The sequence below is a fragment of the Bartonella sp. CR84HXZ genome, assembly GCF_042194535.1.
GTDB lineage: Bacteria > Pseudomonadota > Alphaproteobacteria > Rhizobiales > Rhizobiaceae > Bartonella > Bartonella grahamii.
Genome location: NZ_JBHIMY010000013.1, coordinates 34,974 through 56,379 on the forward strand (window position 1 = coordinate 34,974; position 21,406 = coordinate 56,379).

Genomic DNA, 21,406 nt, shown 5'->3' on the forward strand with positions numbered 1-21,406 from the left:
GAAGTTCTTTCTCATTGACTATATTTGCCCTATTTTAAATGTAGTATTAGTATTGTCAATTTTTGCTACAAAAGGTTATATGAGAATAATGGGATAAGGGTATGTAAGCTCATGACGAATATAACATCTGTAACGAATCTTCAAGACATAGATAAAAATACTTATAACGATGAGTTGTATCGTTTAAGTAAGGTATATATTTTTTTAGGGATTACAATTATTGTATTGGCGTTACTTACGGCCTCTGTTTCATTTATTATTCTTATTGGATTAACCCCTGTTGTTCCCAGTAGAACAGTAACCCTTATTCTTATAGGGATTAATAGTTTTTGGGTTTTAGGGCTTATTGTCATCGTTTTTTATGAGATGATTCCGATTATTCGTGCTTGGCGTTCAAGGCGTGCAGGATCGCGTCTTCATGTGCGCCTTATTTCATTGTTTGCACTTGTTGCGACAATGCCGGCTGTTGCTGTAGCTCTTGTATCGGGTCCAGCACTAAATTTGGGACTTGATCGATGGTTTGATACAACAACGCGGCAAATTGTGGGCTCTTCTATTGATTTAGCAAATGCTTATGCAGATGAAATGCTTCAAAATTTAAAAAATTTATCCTACGCGATGGCATTTGCACTTGATAACAAAAAACTCTTAGAACGTAATCCGGCTGAATATAGGATGCAATTGACGCGTCATGCTATAGGACGCAATTTGCGTGGCGCATTTTTGTTAAGTTCTAGCGGAGCTATTTTTATATCGAGTGCTCTTGGTGATGAAGATAAACTGCCAATTCCTCCTTCCAATCTTATTGAACGTGCAACCAGTGCGAGGCCTTTTTCTTTTCAACCAGGCGTGCATGATTATTTTGGTATTATTTTAAAATTTACCAACATTCCAAACACATTTTTATATTTGGTGCGTGACGTTGATAAAGGTGTTTTATCTGCTTTGCGTTTAACAGAAGTCAATACAGATCGTTATCGTGATTTAAATGAAAATCGCCTGCTGACGCAAATTGCATTTGGTATGCTTTATTTATGTCTTTTTTTTAGTTTATTCCTATCGGCTATTTGGGCTGCTATTGCTGTCGCTGATCGCTTAGTACGTCCTATTCGTCTTCTCATTAGTGCTGCTGATGATGTTGCTACTGGAAATATGGAAATTTTTGTGCCAGTACGCGCGAAGGACGGAGATATTGGGCAATTATCCAAAACTTTTAATTACATGGTCAGTGAATTGAAAAGTCGGCGCAATGAGTTGATTGCAGTACGTGATCAAATTGATGAGAGACGGCGTTTTTCTGAAGCAGTGTTATCGGGTGTAACAGCAGGAGTAGCGGGTATAGATGATAATGGTGATATTACAATTATTAATCGATCTATTGAAGCGATGTTTGATATTCGCTCTGAACACGTTGTTGGACAAAGTCTTTTATCTTTAAGTGCTGAAATTTGGCAGGTTTTTCAGTTTGCACGTTCATTGGATCGTAAAAATCATCGTGAGCAGGTTACTTTAAACGTTGCAGGAAAAGAGCGTGTCTGTAATGTCCAAGTTACGATGGAAGAGGATGATGGACAGGGGCAATCTTGGGTCCTAACAATTGATGATATTACAGACCTTGTTGCAGCACAACGTACAGCGGCGTGGGCGGATATTGCACGGCGTATTGCACACGAAATAAAAAATCCTCTCACACCCATTCAGTTATCCGCTGAACGCATTCGTAAACGTTATAACAAAGTTATTACACAAGATAGAGAGGTCTTTGAGCGGTGTATTGAGACAATTATTCGACAGGTTGGAGATATTGGGCGTATGGTTGATGAGTTTTCCTCTTTTGCACGTATGCCCAAACCACAAATGCATATTTTAGATATACGAGAATTGTTGCGCGAAGCATGTTTCTTGATAGAAGTGACACGACATGATATTCATTTTGAGCAAGATTTAGGAAGTCTACCACTTATGGGTGCATTTGATAACCGTCTCATTGTACAAGCTTTTTGCAATGTGATCAAAAATGCGAGCGAATCCATAGATTCAGTTATGCGAGAGGAAAATATTCACGGTCATATTCTTATCCGTTCTTATCGTCAAGAGGAATGGGTGGTTGTGGATGTTGTTGATAATGGGAAAGGACTTCCTAAAGAGCAAAGACAAAAGTTATTAGAGCCCTATATAACAACGCGGGAAAAAGGAACAGGGCTCGGGTTAGCCATTGTGCGCAAAGTTATTGAAGATCACGGTGGTTCCATGGAGCTTCATGATGCACCGGAGAGTTTTTATGAAGGTCGTGGTGCGATGATTCGTTTGATGTTTCCGGCGGATGGGGGTAAGCAGGGTAGTATTATACAAGCCATAAATCATAAGATAGGGGAATAGTATGGTATCAGATATCTTGATTGTTGATGATGAAGCAGATATTCGTGAGCTTGTTGCTGGTATTTTAGATGATGAAGGTTATGAAACGCGTGTTGCTTGTAACTCTGATGAAGCATTGGCTCAAATTAGTGAGCGTATTCCAAAGCTCATTTTTTTGGATATTTGGCTACAGGGTAGTCGTCTTGATGGTTTAGCATTGCTTGATGAAATTAAAACGCAATATCCGGCTCTTCCGGTCGTTATGATCTCTGGTCATGGTAATATTGAGACGGCTGTTTCCGCTATAAAGCGAGGGGCATATGATTTCATTGAAAAACCTTTTAAAGCAGATAGACTTGTATTGGTTGCAGAGAGAACACTTGAAAACTCAAATTTAAAACGTGAGCTTTTAGAATTGCGAAAGCGTTCGAACGAAACATTAGAGTTGCTCGGAAAATCGACAGTTGTAAAAAATTTGCGTCAAATCATAGAAAAAGTAGCACCAACCAATAGTCGCGTCATGATAACAGGTCCTTCAGGGGCAGGAAAAGAGACTGTTGCACGAACTATTCATGCGCTCTCAACGCGTTCGAATGGGCCATTTGTTACAATAAATGCTGCAACGATTACTCCGGAAAGAATGGAAATAGAGCTGTTTGGCAGTGAAATGGAAGGAAGAGAGCGCAAGATCGGTGCCTTAGAGGAAGCTCATGGCGGTATATTATATCTTGATGAAATTGCTGACATGCCACGTGAGACTCAAGGTAAGATTCTTCGGGTGTTAACGGGGCAGACATTTGAAAGAGTTGGCGGCACAAAACGTGTTAAGGTGGATGTCCGTATTATTTCTTCGACAGCGCAAAATCTTGAAAACCTCATTTCCGATGGGCGCTTTAGAGAAGATCTTTTCCACCGTCTTTCGGTTGTTCCTATTGCTGTTCCGCCCCTTTCAGCGCGTCGTGAAGATATTCCAGAACTTGTACATCATTTTGTAAAAACAATATCACAGCAGGTTGGGATTAAACCGCGTGTAATCAGTGATGATGTGATTGCTATTTTGCAAACGCATGCTTGGCCGGGTAATGTGCGGCAATTACGTAATAATATTGAGCGTCTTCTTATTCTTGTGCGGGATGGTGATGGTCCTATAACAGCGGATTTTCTTCCCAGTGAAGTAAGTGATTCTTTGCCACGTCTTCAAATGGATTCAGATGAAAGTATAATGGATTTGCCGTTACGTGAAGCACGAGAATTGTTTGAAAAGAGATATTTAGTGGCACAGATTGGGCGTTTGGGTGGAAATATATCACGTACTGCTGAATTTATAGGCATGGAGCGTTCAGCTTTGCACCGTAAACTTAAAGCGCTTGGAGTTTCTTAAAGCGATGCGTGTTATTATTTGCGGAGCAGGACAGGTTGGTTATGGGATAGCAGAGCGTCTTGCTGCTGAAAATCACGATGTTACTGTTATTGATATTGAAACGAGATTAATTGAAAAGATTCGCGATACATTGGATGTGAGAGGTTTTGTTGGTCACGGTTCACGTCCTGAAGTTCTTTTGGCTGCAGATGCAGACAAAGCTGATATGTTGATTGCTGTCACTTTGTTTGATGAAGTCAATATGGTAGCTTGTCAAGTAGCACATTCATTATTTAATGTGCCCACAAAAATTGCTCGTATTCGTTCACAATCTTATTTAGAACCACGTTATAAGACGCTTTTTTCCAGAGAGAATATTCCCATTGATGTGGTTATTTCGCCAGAAGTTGAAGTTGGGGAAATGGTTTTGCGCCGTATTGCCTTACCTGGTGCGATAGATGTCCTTTATTTTTGTAATGATGATGTTGTTGCGCTAGCCTTGGAATGTATGGAAGATTGTCCAGTTATTAATACACCTTTGCGTCAATTAACAGAGCTTTTTCCAGATCTTCATACGACGGTTACCGCTATTAAACGTGGTACGGAATTATTGGTTGCACATTCAGAAACGCAATTACGCGTTGGTGATATAACCTATCTTGTTGTTGCTCGTGATCAAATGCGCCGTGCTGTTGGGCTTTTTGGTCATAAAGAACAAGATGCCCACCGCATGATTATTGCAGGAGGCGGTCACATTGGCCTTTATGTTGCACAGGCTATTGAAAAGCGTTTCCATAAATTAAAATTGAAGATTATAGAATCGCATAGAGAAAGAGCTCTCACGATTGCTGATCAGCTTGAAAAAACAACAGTTTTATACGGTAACGTGTTAGATCCAGTGATTCTTCAAGATGCGAGAATTGATCAGTCCGATTTAATGATTACCTTGACCAATCAAGATCAGGTTAATCTCTTAAGCGCTATTATTGCTAAAAGATTGGGCTGCAAAGCCAATATGGTATTGATTAATAATGTTGCCTATCAAGAATTTAGTCGTGCTGTTGGTGTGGATGCATATCTTAATCCCCATAGCGTTACAATATCGAGAATTTTGCAACAAATGCGCCGTGGACGTATTCGTTCTGTTCATTCAGTTTTTAATGGCCGAGCAGAAATTATTGAAGCTGAAGTGATGCAAACATCTTCATTGGTTGGTAAGTCATTATCAGAGCTCAATTTATCAGATGGTTTGAGAATTGGTGCAATTTATCGCAATAAGACAATAATACAGCTTTCGGCAGATACGCGCATTTTGTCTGGTGATAGAATAGTGATTTTTGCTCTTGCTGATAGGGTTCGTGATGTTGAACAACTCTTTCGCGTAAGTTTAGAATATTTTTGATATATTATCTATGGATATTTGTACTTTTTGGTATAGTGGACAATTAAGATTGGTGGATAGGCTTTGTGTGTCCTCAATGGTTAAAACTGGACAGCGCGTTAAGCTTTTTAGTTATGATAAAAAAATAGATAATCTTCCTGCCGGTGTTGAGTTGCATGAAGCCGAATCAATTTTACCACGCTCAGCAATTTATCGCCTTGACCCCGATTTTTCTGATGACAAACCAGGGTCACAATTGTTCAGTTTTCGGATTTTTTCGTGTTATGCTGATGAAATATCAACAAGGAGTTTGGTTAGATACAGATGTTTACCTTGTTAAACAATTTCATCCAGATGCGGATAAGGTTTGGTTGGCAAGAGAAAATAATACAAGAGTAGGCGTTTCTGCACTTTATTTTCCGCCTAATAACCCTATTATAAAAGCATTTGAAGATTATTGGGCAGGCACAAAAATTATTCCTCATTGGCTTGGGTTTAAGCGTCGTGTTTGGAGACCGTTCTGGTTAAAGAGGAAAAAAATGCCGATTTTGCCGGGAAGTCTTGGCGTTACGATATTTGGCAATGATGGTATTTCGCGATTAGCAAAACGATATGGTTTTTTTCATGAAGCAAAGGAAAAGGAAACTTTTTATTATTGGACTGGGCGAAAAGCTGAACGTATTTTTGAACCAGCTTTTGGCGTAAAGCCGCTTACAGATTCACGCTTGATAGGCTTTCATATTCACAGAAAGACAAAGACCACGAAAAGACCTCAGAAAGGAAGTTTTTACCATTGGGCGGTATCTCGCATTCCTGATGTTCATCATTTGTTTAAGTAGAGTTATTATTGCTATTTTAACTATTGGGATTTTAATCTATCTTAAACAGCTCTTGATTGTAGCTTGCGCAAGAGAGTAATGTTAACGTATGGATAAAAACATTGAATGTGTAAAAAGCGGTTGTTATATGAACGGAAAGTAAAAATATGAGTGATCCAATGAAAACAGCATTAAGCCTTGTTCCTATGGTTATTGAACAAACCAATCGTGGTGAACGGGCCTATGATATTTTTTCCCGTCTTTTAAAGGAGCGGATTATTTTTATTAATGGTCCTGTCGAAGATGGTATGGCAATGCTTGTTTGTGCACAATTGCTTTTCTTGGAAGCGGAAAATCCTAAAAAAGAAATTAGTCTTTATATTAATTCTCCAGGTGGTGTCGTAACATCTGGTATGGCTATTTATGATACTATGCAGTTTATTCGCCCTCCTGTTTCTACGCTTTGCATGGGGCAGGCGGCATCTATGGGGTCTTTATTGTTAACAGCTGGAGCAAAAGGTCATCGTTTTACATTGCCAAACGCACGTATTATGGTGCATCAACCATCTGGTGGTTTTCAAGGTCAAGCTTCAGATATTGAGCGACATGCGCAAGACATTATAAAGATGAAACGGCGTTTAAATGAAATTTATGTTCAACATACAGGTCAAGATTATGAGATTATTGAGAGAACTCTCGATCGCGATCATTTTATGACAGCAGAAGAAGCCAAAGCGTTTGGCTTAGTTGATGATGTTATACAATATCGTGCAGAAACTGAAAAAGAAGAAAAAGATTAAGAATTTTTATAGAAAAAACAGCTACTTTAAATCACAGAGTTTTATAAAAAATATCGCAAAATAAGAGAAACACCTAAAAATATTGAGACATGCATGGTTTTCTATATGTCTTTTAGTTTTCATGATGAAAAGCTTCCTTTGAAAAGGCAAAGTATTCATATATCGTGGTGAAAGGAAAGAAAAATGAGCAAAATTAGCAATAGCGGGAACGAATCAAAAAATACTCTCTATTGCTCGTTCTGCGGCAAGAGTCAGCATGAGGTGCGGAAGCTCATTGCGGGGCCTACTGTGTTTATCTGTGATGAATGTGTAGAGCTTTGCATGGATATTATTCGGGAAGAAAATAAGTCTTCTGGGGTTAAGGTGCGTGATGGTGTTCCTACGCCACAGGAAATTATAACAGTTCTTGATGATTATGTTATTGGTCAGCAGCATGCAAAGCGTGTTCTTTCTGTTGCTGTTCATAATCATTATAAACGGTTGGCGCATCAGTCTAAAAGCAATGATATTGAGTTGGCTAAATCAAATATTCTTCTTGTTGGTCCAACGGGCTGTGGTAAAACTTATCTTGCACAAACATTAGCACGTATTATTGATGTGCCTTTTACGATGGCGGATGCGACCACTTTGACGGAAGCAGGCTATGTAGGTGAGGATGTAGAAAATATTATTTTGAAACTTCTTCAAGCTGCTGACTATAATGTTGAACGTGCACAACGTGGCATTGTTTATATTGATGAGGTCGATAAGATTTCTCGTAAAGCAGACAATCCTTCTATTACAAGAGATGTTTCGGGGGAAGGAGTTCAGCAAGCGTTATTAAAAATTATGGAAGGAACGATTGCTTCTGTTCCTCCTCAAGGTGGACGTAAGCATCCGCAACAAGAGTTTCTTCAGGTTGACACCACAAACATCTTATTCATTTGTGGGGGAGCTTTTGCTGGTTTAGAACGAATTATTTCAGGGCGTGGTGAAAAAACTTCTATTGGTTTTTCTGCGACCGTTAAGGCTCCTGATGAGCGTTGTGTCGGTGAAATTTTTCGTGATTTAGAGCCTGAAGATCTTATAAAATTTGGTTTAATACCAGAATTTATTGGGCGCCTTCCTATAGTCGCTACCTTAGAGGATTTAGATGTTAACGCCCTCATGCAAATTTTATCACAACCTAAAAATGCTTTAGTAAAGCAATATCAGCGTCTTTTTGAAATGGAGAATGTCGAGTTATCATTTCATGAAGATGCTTTACGTGTTATTGCGAAGAAAGCAATTGAACGTAAAACTGGTGCTCGTGGTTTACGTTCTATTATGGAGAAGATCCTTCTTGAGACGATGTTTGAGCTACCGGCTCTTGAAGGCGTTCAAAAAGTGGTTATTTCGAGTGATGTCGTTGATGGGAAAGCGCGCCCTCTTTATATTTACTCAGAACGTGCAGAAGATAAAGAAAATGTATCAGCATGATATTGTGCTAAGCACAATATGAAAGGTGGTAATGAACGGTATTTGATGGGTGTTTATAATAATATCATTATAATGCTTGATTTATGTATTAGTAATTACCACTTCATGTATTGTGAAGAGCTGAGGTTTTCTAAAGGTGGGCTGGTTGTTGTAGATAGCTCATAGGCTCCAGAAAGGAGAGTTATGCAATATATTGATGAAAAGACAGATGAAGTAAGAGATGGGGTTTATGCTGTTTTACCTCTTCGTGATATTGTAGTCTTCCCCCATATGATTGTTCCACTTTTTGTGGGCCGCGAAAAATCAATTCGTGCTCTTGAAGAAACGATGGCGGTTGACAAGCAAATACTATTGGTGACACAAAAAAATGCTTCTGATGACGATCCAAAATCAGAGGATATTTATCATATTGGTACATTTGCTAATATTCTTCAACTTTTAAAGCTTCCTGATGGTACTGTAAAGGTTTTGGTTGAAGGAACTGCACGTGCAAAAATTAGTCAATTTGCTTTAAGTGAAGGTTATCATCAGGCATATGCGACTGTTACAGAAGAATCTAGAGAGGGTGATGTTGAGATTGAAGCTCTTTCAAGGTCAGTGATTGCTTATTTTGAAAACTATGTAAAGCTTAATAAAAAAATCTCTCCTGAAGTTGTTAATGCGATTGGTCAGATTGATAATCCTTCTAAGCTTGCTGATACGATTGCTTCTCATTTGATGATTAAACTTGCAGAAAAACAGGAAATATTAGAGCTCTTACCTGTACGGGCCCGTCTTGAACGTGTTTTGTCCTTCATGGAAGGAGAAATTTCTGTTTTGCAGGTTGAAAAACGTATTCGTTCGCATGTTAAACGGCAAATGGAAAAAAACCAACGAGAATATTATCTCAATGAGCAGATGAAGGCTATTCAAAAAGAGTTAGGGGCAGGTGATGATAGCCGAGATGAACTCTCTGAATTAGAAGAACGTATCAAGAATACAAAACTATCCAAGGAAGCACAGGAAAAAGCTGGGGCAGAATTGAGAAAATTACGGAATATGTCTCCTATGTCTGCAGAAGCGACAGTTGTCCGTAACTATCTTGATTGGTTATTAGCAATGCCTTGGGGTAAAAAATCTAAGATTAAAAACAATTTAGATTTTGCTGAAAAGGTCATGAATAATGAACATTTCGGTCTTGAAAAAGTTAAGGAGCGAATTATTGAATATTTGGCTGTACAAAGTCGCGCGTCAAAGATAAAAGGTCCCATTATTTGTTTGTTAGGTCCTCCTGGTGTAGGGAAAACATCATTAGCGCGCTCTATTGCAAAGGCGACGGGGCGTGAGTATGTTCGTATCTCATTGGGAGGTGTGCGGGATGAAGCAGAAATTCGCGGACATCGTCGAACATATATTGGTTCGATGCCTGGAAAAATTATCCAGTCTATGAAAAAAGCAAAAAAATCTAATCCTCTTTTCTTGCTTGATGAAATTGATAAAATGGGACAAGATTTTCGTGGAGATCCTTCATCCGCTTTATTAGAAGTTCTTGATCCTGAACAAAACAGTACATTCATTGATCACTATTTGGAAGTTGAATATGATCTTTCTGATGTCATGTTTATCACAACTGCCAATACGCTTAATATTCCAGGTCCGTTAATGGATCGTATGGAAATTATTCGTATTGCTGGTTATACTGAATGTGAGAAAATGGAAATTGTTAAACAGCATCTTTTACCAAAGGCACTAAAAGATCACTGTTTGTCTAAAAAAGAACTCAGTATTTCTGATGGAGCACTAAGGTCAATTATTCAGTTTTATACACGTGAGGCAGGCGTTCGTAACCTTGAGCGTGAACTCATGAAAATTTCCCGCAAATCTGTTACAAAAATTCTCAAAACGCATCAAAAATCTGTAAAAGTTACAGAAAGTAATATTCATGATTTCTTGGGTGTTAAACGTTATCATTACAATCAGATTGAAGGAGAAAATCAAATTGGTGTTGTGACAGGCCTTGCGTGGACAGAAGTCGGTGGAGAGTTATTGACCATTGAAGGAGTTATGATGCCCGGCAAAGGTAAGATGACTGTAACTGGAAATTTACGTGATATTATGAAGGAGTCCATTTCAGCGGCAGCATCTTATGTACGTTCTCGTGCTGTTGATTTTGGTATTGAACCTCCACTTTTTGAAAAACGCGATATCCATGTTCATGTTCCAGAGGGTGCTACGCCAAAAGATGGCCCATCTGCTGGGATTGCAATGGTGACAGCAATTGTTTCGGTTCTTACAGGAGTAGCTGTGCATAAAGATATTGCAATGACTGGTGAAATTACTTTACGTGGACGCGTTTTACCAATTGGTGGATTAAAAGAAAAACTCCTAGCAGCTCTTCGAGGAGGGATAAAAAAGGTTCTTATTCCTGAAGAAAACGCAAAAGATTTGGTTGATATTCCTGACGATGTCAAAAATAATATGGAAATTATTCCGGTAAATCATGTGAGTGAAGTTTTGAAACACGCTTTGGTTCGTTTTCCAGACACTATTGAATGGAAAGAACCCTCTACGGTGGCTGTCCCAATCCGGTCAGAGGGAAGTGATAGTGAAGGAATACAGATTGCACACTGATTCACTTATCTCATTTATAACGGCATTTTTTAGGTGGCAGAAGGCGTTGTTGAGGTTATTATTCTGTTTTTTGTTGGAAAAAGTGAAAAATTCCGTGAATAACTGTGATTATTGCTAAAAAAACAATGTTTTGGATAAAAATAAGACTTCTGTTTGCTGTACTTTTCAATAAACTGACCAATAACATGATTAAGTCATGTTGTCAGGTAATATAGGGAAAGGAAATATTTTATGAATAAAAGTGAATTGGTTAGCTCCGTTGCTGAAAAGGCAGGTGTTTCGAAAGCGCAAGCTGGTGCTGTTGTTGATGCTTTTATGGCTTCTGTAACAGAAGCTTTGGCTTCAGGGGGAGATGTTCGTCTTCCAGGTTTTGGCTCTTTTGAAGTTTCTCATCGTGCTGCAACAAAGGGGCGTAATCCTTCAACTGGTGCTGAAATCGATATTCCGGCACGTTCTGTACCCAAATTTTCTGCAGGAAAAAGCCTTAAAGAAGCAGTTAATAAAAAATAATTTAAGCTACATAAAAAAACCCGATTTATTTATAAGCGGGTTTTTTTTAACACATGTATTATGCTCATTTTTCATATAACACGTTGAGATCTTTGCGATATTTTTTATTTTCATGTATTACTTGTATTTTTGAAAATAATTTTAAGTGTTGTATAAAATACTGTCAGCTTAAAATATATTTTTTAGCCTTTTCAGTAAAATATTGCACTGTATTAATGCAGTACCAGTGTGGCTTATAAAATGTAATGTTAACTTTTATTACGCTGAAGTGTTACGGTATTTATTTCAAAACAAGATCCGTAAATAGTATGAGGCAAAAAACTCTGTAAACTCTATAAAAGTTATTATATACCACCATTTACGCTTAATAAAAGTGCATGTTGGTGCCGCCGTACTGTTTTTCTCAGTTCCTATAATGTTGCAATTAGCCCTCAATATCTGAGACGAGTGTATAAGGGATAGTTTTATTCTTTTACTTATACGCCAACCTTGCTTGTGACGCACCAAGAGAATAATTTTTATTGATTTATTATAAGAGATTCTGAAATGAAAGAATCTTATGATATTCAGATTTCGCTTTCAATATTTTGATTTTTCTTGGCATTTGAGAGGGAAGAGATAGATCCAGCTCTATCCTACAAATATTTTTTCCATATCCCTATTTCACTTGTGGTATGCAAGCGAGCGTTTTTTCTTCATCACACAAGAGTTAAAGTGAGAGAATATCACAAATTTTGATGGAGGAAGTTAAAAAACAGAAAAATTACTCTTATAAAATAATGTATATTACGTAATATAAAAAATATTAATAGAGATAATACAGTATTGCTTGTTTATTTTCCATCTATTTGATTTTTTATTATTTATAATATATTGATATGATTATTTTATTTTTAGTCATTAAATCATATTAAATTGTTGATAGCGGTAAAGGTTTTTTATAGCCAAAAGTTATTTTACAAGCACCTACATAATTAAATAAATGATGAAACGTAGAGTAGTATTTATTGATTGGGGGAGACAGTCTTTAAAAGGCTTTAGAATGATTTTTTCACGAAAGTCATAAAGATCTATTCAGTAGATGAGAGGCGAATCGTGTATTTTTATAAGGAACTCTTTTATTCTTTATCTGCTAACCACTGAGTACAATCATTGAGAGCTCTTGCTGTGATGGCTTGTTTTTTTACTAATTTTTTTTCTTTACTTGCTAAGCGTTTTCCTGAATGTCTAATAGAAGCAATAGGGGGAAAGAGTCCGAAATTGATATTCATTGGCTGAAAGGACTGTGTTTCTGCTTTTTCATCTATGATGTGTCCCCCTGTAATATGATTCAAAAGGGCTCCGAATGCTGTCGTTTGTGGGGGTAGGCAAGGGGAAATATGATGATATTCGGCAGCAGCAAAACGTCCAGCAAGAAGCCCTATTGCCGCTGATTCTACATAACCTTCACATCCGGTAATTTGCCCTGCAAAGCGTAGTTGTTTTTTTTGTTTTAAACGAAGGGTTTGATCAAGAATAATTGGCGAGTTGAGGTAGGTATTGCGGTGAAGACCACCAAGACGCGCAAACTCTGCTTTTTCAAGACCGGGAATCATTCTAAAAATGCGAATTTGTTCACCATATTTCAGTTTTGTTTGAAAGCCGACCATATTGTAAAGCGTTCCAAGTTTATTATCTTGGCGTAATTGAGCGACAGCATAGGGTTTAACTGTAGGGTTATGGGCATTGGTTAAGCCCATAGGTTTCATAGGACCGTGTCTTAACGTTTCAAGTCCGCGCTCAGCCATAATTTCAATGGGGAGGCATCCATCAAAATAGGGCGTTTTTTCAAAGTCACGAAACTCTGTTTTTTCAGCATTTTTTAATGCTTCAACGAATGTTTTATATTGTTCTTTGTTGAGGGGACAATTAAGATAATCTTTTCCTGTTCCCTCAGGACCAATTTTATCATAGCGAGACTGATACCAACAAATGTTGATATCAATACTATCGGTATGGATAATAGGTGCAATCGCATCAAAAAAAGAAAGAGCTTTTATACCGGTTATTGCTTGTAATTCTTGAGCAAGTGCAGGTGATGTAAGGGGACCCGTTGCAATGACAACATGTTTCCAAGCTTTAGGAATTTCTTGAACTTCTTCACGTTTGATTATTATAAGAGGATGGTTTTCGATTGCTGTCGTAACGGTTTTTGAAAATCCATCACGGTCAACAGCAAGGGCACTACCTGCGGGAACTTTGTTGGCATCAGCAGCTTTCATAATTAACGATTTCGCTAATCGCATTTCAGCATGTAAAAGCCCTACGGCATTTGTTAATGAATCATCGCAACGAAATGAATTTGAACAAACCAGTTCTGCCAAATTATCGGTTTTATGGGCATCTGATTTTTTTTCGGGTCGCATTTCATGCAAAACAACAGGAATTCCTGATTGAGCGATTTGCCAGCTTGCTTCACACCCCGCAAGACCACCACCGATGATATGAATTGGGATATCGAATGTCTTTAACATAATTGACTTTTAGCGTAAGCAGTTATGTATGAAAAGCATAGATTTTGTTTTTTTTAATATATTTGTTTGCTTTTTTCCCGTAATTAATGGTATAGAGACGCCGCTTGTATAAGGTTATTAGCTTGTAAGTTTGAGCGGATGTGGCGAAATTGGTAGACGCACCAGATTTAGGTTCTGGCGGGAGACCGTGGGGGTTCGAGTCCCTCCATCCGCACCAAAGCAATCCCTTAAGTGCTACGGATTTCTACGTGTCTGAAATTCCGCTTCATGGTAAATGTAACACTCGAAGTGTTAGAATGTAATGATTATTAGAGTGGGTTTATCCCTCTCCTTAGGAAAATGAAGGTGTTTAATGCAGGTTACCGAGACGCTTAATGAAGGACTGAAGCGCGAAATTAAGATCGTGGTTCCAGCGAAAGATTTAGAAGAAAAGCTGAATGAAAGATTGGATGATACCAAGGGAAAAATCAAGCTTAATGGTTTTCGTCCCGGTAAAGTGCCTAGTGGGCATTTGCGAAAAATGTATGGTAAATCCTTTATGGCGGAGATTCTCAATGAGATACTCAGTGATGCGCCTCGGTCTATTTTAGCAGATCGCAATGAACGTGCAGCGATGCAGCCAAAAATTGATATAGATGAAGATGAAAAAATTCTAGATGGCAAAGCTGATTTTACTTTTAGTTTAAAGTATGAAGTTTTACCAAAAATTGAAATTAAAGATTTTGAACATATTAAGGTTATCCGTGAAATTGCAACTATTCCTGAACAGGATATTGATGATCAAATCAATCGCGTCCTTTCTTCTACGCGTAATTATTCCCTAAAAGAGGGGGCTTCTGAAGAAGGTGATCGTATTACCATAGATTATCAAGGTAAGCTTGAAGGCGTTCCATTTGAAGGTGGGGCAGATAGTGATGCACAACTGATTCTTGGATCAAAACAATTTATTCCTGGTTTTGAAGAGCAATTGGTTGGTGTGAAAGCTGGGGATGCAAAAACGATTTTTGTTAAATTTCCTGATGATTACAGTGCAGCACATTTGTCCGGACGGGAAGCAGAGTTTGACATTACTGTCAAAGCTGTCTTTAAACCAGATGAATTAAAAATTGATGATGAAGCAGCACAAAAAGTTGGTTTAGAGTCTCTAGATCGCTTACGTGAGGTCGTTCGTGGGCAGATTGAAAGCCAATATGGTTCAGTGACACGTCAAAAAGTTAAGCGTCAAATTCTTGATGCTTTAGATGCTGATTATAATTTTGAGATTCCTGAGGAACTTTTAGAGATTGAGTTTAACAATATATGGGCTCAGGTTAATGATGATTTGAAAAAGGCTGGGCGCAGTTTTGAAGATGAAGGTATTACAGAAGAAAAGGCACGGGAGGAATATCGTGTCCTTGCGCAACGTCGTGTTCGTCTTGGTTTGGTGCTTTCTGAAATTGGAATGAAGGTTGGTGTTAAAGTTAGTGAGGATGAGCTAAAAGCAGCCGTTTTTGATCAGGTTCGCCAGTATCCTGGACAAGAGAAAGAGATTATGGATTTTTTCCGCAGGACTCCGGAAGCTGTTGAAAATCTACGTGCTCCGATTTTTGAAGAAAAGGTCATTGATCATTTATTAGCACAGATAAAAGTCACAGATAAAGAAGTGACGGTTGAAGAGTTGATGAAAGAATATGACGAATCAGATGTCCCTGAAGAAAAGCCGGCAAAGAAAAAGTCTGCAGTGAAAGAAACGTCTACAGAGAAAACATCAGCTAAGAAAAAAGCTCCTAAAAAAGCTTAATATTTATGCAAACAGAAAAAGCCCGATAGAATCGGGCTTTTTGTAAGATTTATATCCTAGGATTGCACTGAGAGAATGGTTTTAGATAAGCCATGAGTATATTTTAAAATATTGGTAGTGGATTGGCAATGAGCATCATTGATACGCGTACTCCTGATTCTAAGCGTTTTATTTCTGGAGTTACAGGTGATTGGGAAGTCATCATTGGCATGGAAGTTCATGCGCAAATCATATCAAATTCAAAACTTTTTTCAGGAGCATCAACCAAATTTGGTGCAGAGCCAAACAATCATGTATCACTTATTGATGCAGCCATGCCAGGTATGTTGCCTGTTCTTAATCAAGAATGTGTCCGTCAAGCGGTTCGAACGGGGTTAGGATTAAAGGCGCATATTAATTTAAAATCTGTTTTTGATCGCAAAAATTATTTTTATCCAGATTTACCGCAGGGGTATCAGATCTCTCAATTTCGCTATCCCATTGTGGGAGAGGGAAAGATTATCATATCTGTTGGTCCAGATTCGAATGGCCAATTTGAGGATATTGAAGTAGGAATTGAGAGGTTGCATCTTGAACAGGATGCTGGAAAATCGATGCACGATCAACATCCAACGATGTCTTTTGTAGATCTTAATCGTTCTGGTGTTGCTCTTATGGAAATTGTTTCCAAACCTGATATGCGCTCATCAGATGAAGCCAAAGCCTATATGACAAAATTGCGTACGATTGTTCGTTATTTGGGCACTTGCGATGGCAATATGGATGAAGGTTCTATGCGTGCAGATGTCAACGTATCTGTTCGTCGTCCTGGTGAAAATTTTGGAACGCGCTGTGAAATTAAAAACGTTAATTCTATTCGCTTTATTGGTCAAGCCATTGAGTATGAAGCGCGTCGTCAGATCGCAATTTTAGAAGATGGAGGCGTCATAGATCAAGAGACTCGGCTTTTTGATGCGGCTAAAGGTGAAACGCGCTCTATGCGCTCAAAAGAAGAAGCACATGACTATCGTTATTTTCCTGATCCTGATCTTTTACCATTAGAATTTGATCAAGCGTTTGTGGATGCTTTGGCAGCAGACTTACCAGAATTGCCTGACGCTATAAAAGCACGTTTTGTTAAGGAAATGGGATTGACAGTGTATGATGCTTCCATTCTTGTGACAGAAAAGGCTATTGCTGATTATTTTGAAGAAGTAGCACGTGGGCGTGATGGAAAAATAGTTGCCAATTGGGTGATTAATGACCTTTTAGGGGCTTTAAATAAAGATAATTGTGAGATTGAAGAGTCACCGGTATCGCCAAATCAATTGGGAAGCATTATTGATCTCATAAAAGAAGGAGTTATTTCTGGAAAAATTGCCAAAGATCTTTTTGAGATTATTTGGAATGAGGGGGGAGATGCACGCCAAATTGTAGAAGAGCGAAATATGAAGCAGGTGACAGATACAAAGGCAATTGAAAGAGCAGTTGATGAAATCATTGCTAATAATTCTGATAAAGTTGCGCAAGCAAAACAGAAACCCGCTTTAGCTGGTTGGTTTGTTGGACAGGTAATGAAAGAAACAGGTGGTAAGGCAAACCCTCAAGCTGTTAATGAATTGGTTAAGATGAAACTTGGCATAGATTAAATTTTATGGGGTGGAGAAGAAGCCATACATATGATATCTTCTTGAAATTAAGGGATAGCACGTTATCCTATCAATTGGAATTGTAGCTGAATTTACTAGTAACTTTTTCGGTAATTTCAATCGTTAACAGTTTTATTCCAACGATTAATTTCATGAGCGCACTAAATGAATGGAATAGCAGATGGCTCGTTTTTTTAAGCAAATCTTCACATGGTGGAATGGCAATACCATTGGTACGCGTTTTTTCACATGGCGCAAAGGTAAGCGGATAGGGGAAGATCAATTTGGAAATATATATTATGAAGGGGGACTTCATAAGGATGGTTATCCGCACCGTTGGGTTATCTATAAAGACTATTCTGAGGCCTCTACTATTCCACCAGGTTGGCACGGCTGGATTCATCATCGCTGTGAGTGCCCACCAACACAGGAGGATTATCATCCTTATGAATGGGAAAAGCCTCATGTTGCAAATATGACAGGAACAAGTGAGGACTATCGACCAAAGGGGGCTATCACCTCCAATGGAGAGCGTTCTTGTGTGCATGAAGATTATGATGCGTGGTCACCTAAAAAATAAAAGATTTTAGTGTGTGCGTGTATTTTTGTCTTATTTGACTCTATGTTATGAAAAGAATTATTTTTTAAGATGCGATTGATTTTGATATGATGAGATTTTTTTTATTGTTAGGGGTGAAGCATTTTATATATATTTCTTTAATGGGAGTTTTAGTATTTTTATCCTTAAATAGTGGAGTGCGGGCTGAGCGTATTAGCAATGGAATTGCTGTTTTTGCAGGTCTTGACAAAATCACAGGGCGGACCACACGTTTTGAAGTTACTCTTGGTAAAATTTATCAGTACGGTGCATTACAGGTAACGCCACGTGCGTGTTATACGAGCTCTAAAGATGAACCAACGCGTACAACTGGTTTTGTTGAAGTCAATGAAGTGACATTAGATAAAAAAGTACGGCGTATTTTTACAGGATGGATGTTTGCAGATAGTCCTGGTTTGAACGCTGTTGAGCATCCTATTTATGATGTGTGGTTAAAGGATTGCAAGCAGAATTCTCAAGATCTTCCTCTTCAATGATTAGTGTGTTATCTATTTATAATACATTGATTTATAATGGTCCTTTATCGTTTTACAACTTAATAAGAGGTTCAATTTCCTATGATTGCCTCATTTAAAATTTTTCTATATTGAATTAATCCAAATTATTCTCTTGCGCATTACAAGTGTCGGATGTGCAGATAAGATTCTCTAAGATAAGGAATAAAAATTTCCTTCATGAACTGTTTAAATTCAAAGATGCATCATTAAAATCAACATATTTTGCAGTGTTTCATAGGAGACAGTTCTTGAATTATATTTGTTAGAGGTTGAAATGAAAGGCTTGTTGATATTTGTTAAAGAGATGAACTGAAGCTTTTACATTTATGAGGGAAACAGACTACCAAGTGAGTAGTTCATCATAAAACACCAATGAGTATATCTAGAGAAAGATGTGTTGACAGTTTTTTCTCATAGAGATGTTGTTTTTCATTCAAAGAGTAGAAGCAATGCAAGCTATATTAATGGAAAAATTGAGATTTAAGATTATTTAAAGTTTATCAATCGAAGTATAGTTTGGTTATAAAATGCAATGATCAGTATGTTTCTAGTAAAAAAACAATGTTTATATATTTTTATTATACACCACCTCATAAGTGAGTTTGTCTATTCGTAAGTTCTTGTATATTACATGATAACTTCACATTTAAATAAGCAGGATACCGCTAAGTTTGTAAATCATATTCTTGATATCCGTGCTTTTTAAAATCTTTTGTATAAAATACACGTGTTTTCATGTAGAGCTATTGAAAATTTAAAAAGGGGCTTCGAAGAGGCGTTGAAAAGATTCTGCATCACTGGGAGTGGTATATTTATTTTGTATAAAGAATAACCCATTCTCTAAAGAATACGAGATTTTATAAAATGAAAGTTTCTAGTCACCAACATAATAATGTTTCTCGATTACCGAAACAACCTAAAGAACCCTTGTTGAATGTTCCATTTATTATAGTTGTTTTGATAGCATTTTGTTTTTGTCTTTATTGCATTTCTCAGTATTTTTTTTCTCATAAGGTTTATGTTGAAAGTCTTGAATTTTTTTCATTTATACCAGCATTGTTTAAGAGGGATCCTGTAGCACTCTGTTATACCATGGTGAGTTATTCATTTATGCATAGTAGTTTTAAACATGTTGCTCTTAATATGGTTTGGCTTTTGGTTTTTGGCTCTCCTTTAGCAAGGCATTTTGGTGTTTTACGTTTTTTAATTTTTTGGGTGTTAACGGCAGTTATTTCTGTTTTGACTTATTTTACATTTCATCAAGAAAGTACCATATCACTTATTGGGGCGTCAGGTGCCGTATCTGGAATGATGGGAGCTATTGCACGTTACGGTTTTTCTAGTGGTTATCTATCTGTTAATGCGCAGAACGAAAATTTTTTGGGACCTTTATTGTCCGTCAAAAAAGCTCTGTGTTCTAAGGGGGTACTTGTTTATATGAGTGTATGGCTGACGGCTGATTTTATCATAGGTATTTCTTCTATTTTGTTTGAAGAAAATGGCATCTCAATAGCATGGGAAGCTCATATTGGCGGGTTTCTTGCGGGTTTTTTGTTGGTTGGTTTTTTTGATGTTTCACAAAAAAATTAAAAACTAGAATCTAAGATATTTATGTGCCACATAAAGCGCTATTGTTGCTGCATTTGAAACATTTAATGATTTAATATTTCCAGGCATATCAAGGCGTGTTAAAGCGCAAACGGTTTCACGTGTTTTTTTACGTAAACCTTTACCTTCTGCTCCTAAAACAAGAGCAATTTTATTCCCTGTTAATGCTGTTTCTAGAGGTTTGTCCCCTTCTGAATCGAGACCAAAGCTTGTAAAACCTGTTTGATGAAGTTCTTGAAGAGCTTCAGCGAGGTTTCGTACGGTAATATAATGAATCATTTCCAGAGCTCCAGATGCCGCTTTCGCAAGAACACCGCTTTCGTGGGGAGAGTGACGGCAAGTTGTAATAAGCGCTTTAGCTTTCAATGCAACTGCAGAGCGCATAATAGCGCCAACATTATGCGGATCGGTAATTTGATCCATGACAATGACCAGATCAGTATTGGTTAGTTCCGAAAGTTTGCATGGTTTGAGGGGTAAAGTTTCCAAAACAATACCTTGATGAACAGCCTCACTTCCAACAAGCGAATCAAGATATTTGGGGGTGCATAATGTAACAGAGCAAGGATAATCTGATTCGGATATATTTAATCGTTTTAAGGCATTTTGTGTAACGTAAAGACATTTTAAAATTCTTTTTGGGTTTTCTAAAGCTGCCTGAACAGAATGAATGCCATAAAGATGGATGATCCCTTGCTGTAAAGAAGCAGCTTTCTTCTTTAGGTGTGTAAAAGATCGAGAAGGAGAGCCTTTTGTATCGCGATATCGGCGACGTAAACGAGCATAATGAGAATTTTGTGATGTTTTTTCTTTCATAGCTTCTTTATAGCGTGTTAATAAGAAAAATAGAGAGAAAAAATCTGTGATTTAAAGTTATGAGCAGGAAATTTGTACAGAATTGTATTTATTCTGTTGACAGATACAATAGTAATCGTCATAACCACTTCGCAATCAGATTGAATTGAATGGGTATTCAAGATGGTTTTCGTAATGTCTCATTGCGCGACTTTACCGGTGTAATGGAGGGGTGCCCGAGTGGTTAAAGGGGGCGGACTGTAAATCCGTTGCGTATGCTACGTTGGTTCGAATCCAACCCCCTCCACCATTCATCGAAGGAGAGTTAGTATGTGGGTCATGCGGGTATAGCTCAATGGTAGAGCAGCAGCCTTCCAAGCTGAATATGCGGGTTCGATTCCCGCTACCCGCTCCAAATAGTTGTTGGTGATTGGGCAAATAGGTATGATGGAGGCTATTCCATTTATAGATTGGGTGGGGTTTTCCGTCTAAGAGTTGTGGTGATTGAGCTGGTTACAGCCTAGTCGGATTGAGTTTTGCAGGACTGTCCCTAGGTGCTAACAAGAATAGGGAATAAAACAAGAGATTAATAGCGATGGCGAAGAGCAAGTTTGAACGAACAAAACCGCATGTTAATATTGGTACGATTGGTCACGTTGATCATGGGAAGA

The 21,406-nt window shown here is 37.9% G+C and carries 14 protein-coding genes, 3 tRNA genes and 2 pseudogenes; 17 read left to right on the top strand and 2 right to left on the bottom strand.

Annotated features, from left to right (window positions below; genetic code table 11):
* Positions 1-111: 111 nt before the first annotated feature.
* The 8 genes and pseudogenes from ACFIKD_RS06710 (at position 112) to ACFIKD_RS06745 (ending at position 11,295) form a co-directional block, all read left to right on the top strand.
* Entirely contained in the window at positions 112-2,379 is a 2,268-nt protein-coding gene (locus ACFIKD_RS06710) for an ATP-binding protein (protein WP_375636489.1), read from the top strand.
* A gap of 1 nt (position 2,380) precedes the next feature.
* Entirely contained in the window at positions 2,381-3,739 is a 1,359-nt protein-coding gene (locus ACFIKD_RS06715; protein WP_375647566.1) for a sigma-54-dependent transcriptional regulator, read from the top strand.
* A gap of 4 nt (positions 3,740-3,743) precedes the next feature.
* Positions 3,744-5,120, top strand: a complete 1,377-nt coding sequence (gene trkA, locus ACFIKD_RS06720; RefSeq protein ID WP_375644896.1) for a Trk system potassium transporter TrkA — start codon at positions 3,744-3,746, stop codon at positions 5,118-5,120.
* A gap of 10 nt (positions 5,121-5,130) precedes the next feature.
* Positions 5,131-5,938: pseudogene (locus tag ACFIKD_RS06725) on the top strand (hypothetical protein).
* Positions 5,939-6,084: 146 nt separating this feature from the next.
* Positions 6,085-6,717, top strand: a complete 633-nt coding sequence (gene clpP / locus ACFIKD_RS06730) for an ATP-dependent Clp endopeptidase proteolytic subunit ClpP (RefSeq protein WP_012755012.1) — start codon at positions 6,085-6,087, stop codon at positions 6,715-6,717.
* 183 nt (positions 6,718-6,900) lie between these two features.
* Positions 6,901-8,175: an ATP-dependent Clp protease ATP-binding subunit ClpX gene (gene clpX, locus ACFIKD_RS06735; protein WP_012755013.1), complete on the top strand. Its 1,275-nt coding sequence runs from the start codon at positions 6,901-6,903 to the stop codon at positions 8,173-8,175.
* A gap of 183 nt (positions 8,176-8,358) precedes the next feature.
* Positions 8,359-10,785, top strand: a complete 2,427-nt coding sequence (gene lon / locus ACFIKD_RS06740; protein WP_375644895.1) for an endopeptidase La — start codon at positions 8,359-8,361, stop codon at positions 10,783-10,785.
* A gap of 231 nt (positions 10,786-11,016) precedes the next feature.
* Entirely contained in the window at positions 11,017-11,295 is a 279-nt protein-coding gene (locus ACFIKD_RS06745; protein ID WP_012231443.1) for an HU family DNA-binding protein, read from the top strand.
* Between the two features lie 1,118 nt (positions 11,296-12,413).
* Here ACFIKD_RS06745 and trmFO read toward each other — a convergent pair.
* Positions 12,414-13,808, bottom strand: a complete 1,395-nt coding sequence (gene trmFO / locus ACFIKD_RS06750; protein WP_375647567.1) for a methylenetetrahydrofolate--tRNA-(uracil(54)-C(5))-methyltransferase (FADH(2)-oxidizing) TrmFO — start codon at positions 13,806-13,808, stop codon at positions 12,414-12,416.
* A gap of 134 nt (positions 13,809-13,942) precedes the next feature.
* On the opposite strand from trmFO, the gene ACFIKD_RS06755 reads away from it, so the two are divergent.
* From ACFIKD_RS06755 to ACFIKD_RS06780, 6 genes are all read left to right on the top strand, one after another.
* Positions 13,943-14,025 (top strand) — tRNA-Leu (locus tag ACFIKD_RS06755).
* Positions 14,026-14,160: 135 nt separating this feature from the next.
* Positions 14,161-15,588 (top strand): trigger factor, encoded by a 1,428-nt coding sequence (gene tig / locus ACFIKD_RS06760; protein ID WP_375647569.1) that lies wholly within the window; start codon positions 14,161-14,163, stop codon positions 15,586-15,588.
* Between the two features lie 128 nt (positions 15,589-15,716).
* Positions 15,717-17,216, top strand: coding sequence for an Asp-tRNA(Asn)/Glu-tRNA(Gln) amidotransferase subunit GatB (gene gatB / locus ACFIKD_RS06765; protein ID WP_375647570.1), 1,500 nt, complete (start codon positions 15,717-15,719; stop codon positions 17,214-17,216).
* Between the two features lie 181 nt (positions 17,217-17,397).
* Positions 17,398-17,796: an NADH:ubiquinone oxidoreductase subunit NDUFA12 gene (locus tag ACFIKD_RS06770; protein ID WP_012755018.1), complete on the top strand. Its 399-nt coding sequence runs from the start codon at positions 17,398-17,400 to the stop codon at positions 17,794-17,796.
* 89 nt (positions 17,797-17,885) lie between these two features.
* Positions 17,886-18,311: a DUF2155 domain-containing protein gene (locus tag ACFIKD_RS06775; RefSeq protein WP_375644920.1), complete on the top strand. Its 426-nt coding sequence runs from the start codon at positions 17,886-17,888 to the stop codon at positions 18,309-18,311.
* An 885-nt stretch (positions 18,312-19,196) separates the two neighbouring features.
* Positions 19,197-19,922 carry a rhomboid family intramembrane serine protease gene (locus ACFIKD_RS06780; RefSeq protein WP_375636474.1) on the top strand — a complete coding sequence of 242 codons (726 nt, stop codon included), beginning with the start codon at positions 19,197-19,199 and terminating at the stop codon, positions 19,920-19,922.
* 3 nt (positions 19,923-19,925) lie between these two features.
* On the opposite strand, the gene ACFIKD_RS06785 is transcribed toward ACFIKD_RS06780, so the two are convergent.
* Entirely contained in the window at positions 19,926-20,756 is an 831-nt protein-coding gene (locus ACFIKD_RS06785; protein ID WP_026500346.1) for an RNA methyltransferase, read from the bottom strand.
* Between the two features lie 205 nt (positions 20,757-20,961).
* On the opposite strand from ACFIKD_RS06785, the gene ACFIKD_RS06790 reads away from it, so the two are divergent.
* The 3 genes and pseudogenes from ACFIKD_RS06790 to ACFIKD_RS06800 all read left to right on the top strand — a co-directional run.
* A tRNA-Tyr gene (locus tag ACFIKD_RS06790) sits at positions 20,962-21,045 on the top strand.
* A 31-nt stretch (positions 21,046-21,076) separates the two neighbouring features.
* Positions 21,077-21,150 (top strand) — tRNA-Gly (locus tag ACFIKD_RS06795).
* 180 nt (positions 21,151-21,330) lie between these two features.
* Positions 21,331-21,406: pseudogene (locus ACFIKD_RS06800) on the top strand (elongation factor Tu); the annotation flags it as partial.

Coding starts and splice junctions, on each gene's coding strand:
- ACFIKD_RS06710 (WP_375636489.1), top strand. CDS start 112: ATGACGAATATAACATCTGTAACGAATCTTCAAGACATAGATAAAAAT.
- ACFIKD_RS06715 (WP_375647566.1), top strand. CDS start 2,381: ATGGTATCAGATATCTTGATTGTTGATGATGAAGCAGATATTCGTGAG.
- trkA (WP_375644896.1), top strand. CDS start 3,744: ATGCGTGTTATTATTTGCGGAGCAGGACAGGTTGGTTATGGGATAGCA.
- clpP (WP_012755012.1), top strand. CDS start 6,085: ATGAGTGATCCAATGAAAACAGCATTAAGCCTTGTTCCTATGGTTATT.
- clpX (WP_012755013.1), top strand. CDS start 6,901: ATGAGCAAAATTAGCAATAGCGGGAACGAATCAAAAAATACTCTCTAT.
- lon (WP_375644895.1), top strand. CDS start 8,359: ATGCAATATATTGATGAAAAGACAGATGAAGTAAGAGATGGGGTTTAT.
- ACFIKD_RS06745 (WP_012231443.1), top strand. CDS start 11,017: ATGAATAAAAGTGAATTGGTTAGCTCCGTTGCTGAAAAGGCAGGTGTT.
- trmFO (WP_375647567.1), bottom strand. CDS start 13,808: ATGTTAAAGACATTCGATATCCCAATTCATATCATCGGTGGTGGTCTT.
- tig (WP_375647569.1), top strand. CDS start 14,161: ATGCAGGTTACCGAGACGCTTAATGAAGGACTGAAGCGCGAAATTAAG.
- gatB (WP_375647570.1), top strand. CDS start 15,717: ATGAGCATCATTGATACGCGTACTCCTGATTCTAAGCGTTTTATTTCT.
- ACFIKD_RS06770 (WP_012755018.1), top strand. CDS start 17,398: ATGGCTCGTTTTTTTAAGCAAATCTTCACATGGTGGAATGGCAATACC.
- ACFIKD_RS06775 (WP_375644920.1), top strand. CDS start 17,886: ATGAGATTTTTTTTATTGTTAGGGGTGAAGCATTTTATATATATTTCT.
- ACFIKD_RS06780 (WP_375636474.1), top strand. CDS start 19,197: ATGAAAGTTTCTAGTCACCAACATAATAATGTTTCTCGATTACCGAAA.
- ACFIKD_RS06785 (WP_026500346.1), bottom strand. CDS start 20,756: ATGAAAGAAAAAACATCACAAAATTCTCATTATGCTCGTTTACGTCGC.